The sequence below is a fragment of the Fertoeibacter niger genome, from assembly GCF_009380135.2.
Taxonomy (GTDB): domain Bacteria; phylum Pseudomonadota; class Alphaproteobacteria; order Rhodobacterales; family Rhodobacteraceae; genus Fertoeibacter; species Fertoeibacter niger.
Genome location: NZ_WHUT02000032.1, coordinates 1 through 1470 on the forward strand (window position 1 = coordinate 1; position 1470 = coordinate 1470).

At 68.8% G+C, this 1470-nt stretch carries 2 protein-coding genes and 1 pseudogene; all 3 read right to left on the minus strand.

Annotated features, from left to right (window positions below; translation table 11 throughout):
• Positions 1-27: 27 nt before the first annotated feature.
• The gene (locus GEU84_RS20930) at positions 28-621 is read right to left on the minus strand and encodes a ferric reductase-like transmembrane domain-containing protein (RefSeq protein WP_241427796.1); all 594 of its coding nucleotides are present in this window, start codon (positions 619-621) and stop codon (positions 28-30) included.
• A gap of 23 nt (positions 622-644) precedes the next feature.
• Entirely contained in the window at positions 645-1127 is a 483-nt protein-coding gene (locus GEU84_RS20935) for a peptidase associated/transthyretin-like domain-containing protein (protein ID WP_152828820.1), read from the minus strand.
• 94 nt (positions 1128-1221) lie between these two features.
• Positions 1222-1470 (minus strand): annotated as a pseudogene (locus GEU84_RS20940) (MBL fold metallo-hydrolase); the annotation flags it as partial.

The following is a 1470-nucleotide window of genomic DNA, read 5'->3' on the forward strand; positions in this document are numbered from 1 at the left end:
TCAGCCCGCCGGTTGGCGCAAGGGGGATCAGCCTCTGTCTGGTCGCCGCCGTCGTGCGCCCAGCCGGCGGATCAGCGCAGCAACTGTCGCGACGGCGATCATCAGGCAGAGTGCGGCTTTCGTGGCCTGTTCCATCGTGCCGATGATCGGCAGGGCATGGGCCAGACTTGCCGTGACCAGAAATGCCGCCAGAAGGCCATGCACGTAGCGCCAGCTGCCTGGGGCAAAGCGGCGGCGCAGCAATGCAGACAGCGCTATGGCGATCAGCAAGCCCAAAGCCAGCACGCCCCAGACCGAAAACAGCGTCGGAGCCCGGAAAAGCAGGGCGTCGGCCATGTCTTGCGGGCTGGTGATCCACAGACCGGCCACGTGCAGCCCGACCAAGGCCGCGATGGCTGCACCAGTGCTTCGGTGCAGCATCTGTGCGGCATGCCGGGAGAGTGGCAGAAGGCCAGCAATCAGGAGGGCCTGTGGCAGGAGCATGGCGAGGGCGGCGACGCCGGAGAATCCTGCCGCGGCATGGGCGGCGTCGCGATAGGCGAGGAAGGGGCTGGTGGCTGCCAGGCCCACCGGCAGCGCCATGGCGGCCAGCAGGCCGGTCCAGATGGCGCTCTTGCGCATAACACGGGCCATGCTGCGTCCGGTCAGGCGGGTTGCAGCACGAAATGCGCCTCAAGGCTGGTCGCGCGGCGGTCCGCCATGATGGGGCGCAGGAAGACCGGCCGGAACGCGCCGCTGTCATAGGCCAGATGGGCATGGGGCTGGCCGAAGGTGGGCACGATCTGCGGCATCTCCAGCCGGAACAGGCCGCTCTCATCGGTCAAGGTGGCGCCGTGGCTGTGCGGGTCCTGCTCGCGGCCCTCGGTCGTGTGGGCCCAGATCTGGATGCGCTGCCCGGCCAGCGGCGCCCCGTCGCCCGCCCGGCGCACCGTGCCCGTCATCCAGAACCCGCCGCCGCCGATGCGGTTCACGATGGGCGCGCCGGGGCGATAGTTGTTGGCACCCCCGCGCATCGTGGCGGTGGGTGCCCAGTCCTCGGCCTGCAGCAGGCGTCCGGTGCTGCCGATGGCAAGCGCCGCGCCGGCGGTGGCCAGAAATCTGCGGCGCAGGAAAGGGGATGCGGTCATGGAGGTCTCCTTGAAACGTGGTTCAGCCTAACACGCCGCCGGGCTGACATCGGATCACATCTGGTCCAGCCAGGGCCCGGCGGCGGAAATGCGTTCAGAATTGCCAGCCGGCAGGCACCCAGGCATAGCCGGTATCGGTGCGCAGGATGCGGCCAAGACCGGGAAAGGGATAGTGGAAGCCCAGCACAAGCACGCCATCCGCCGCCGCAAGGTCAAAGATCCGCCGCCGCGACCGCGCCGCAGCGTCCTGATCACGGTCCGGCCCGGGGCGCCAGTTGCGGTTGATGTTGACCACCGGATGATAGGCCAGATCAGCCGTCAGCAGCAGCTGCTCATTGCCCGA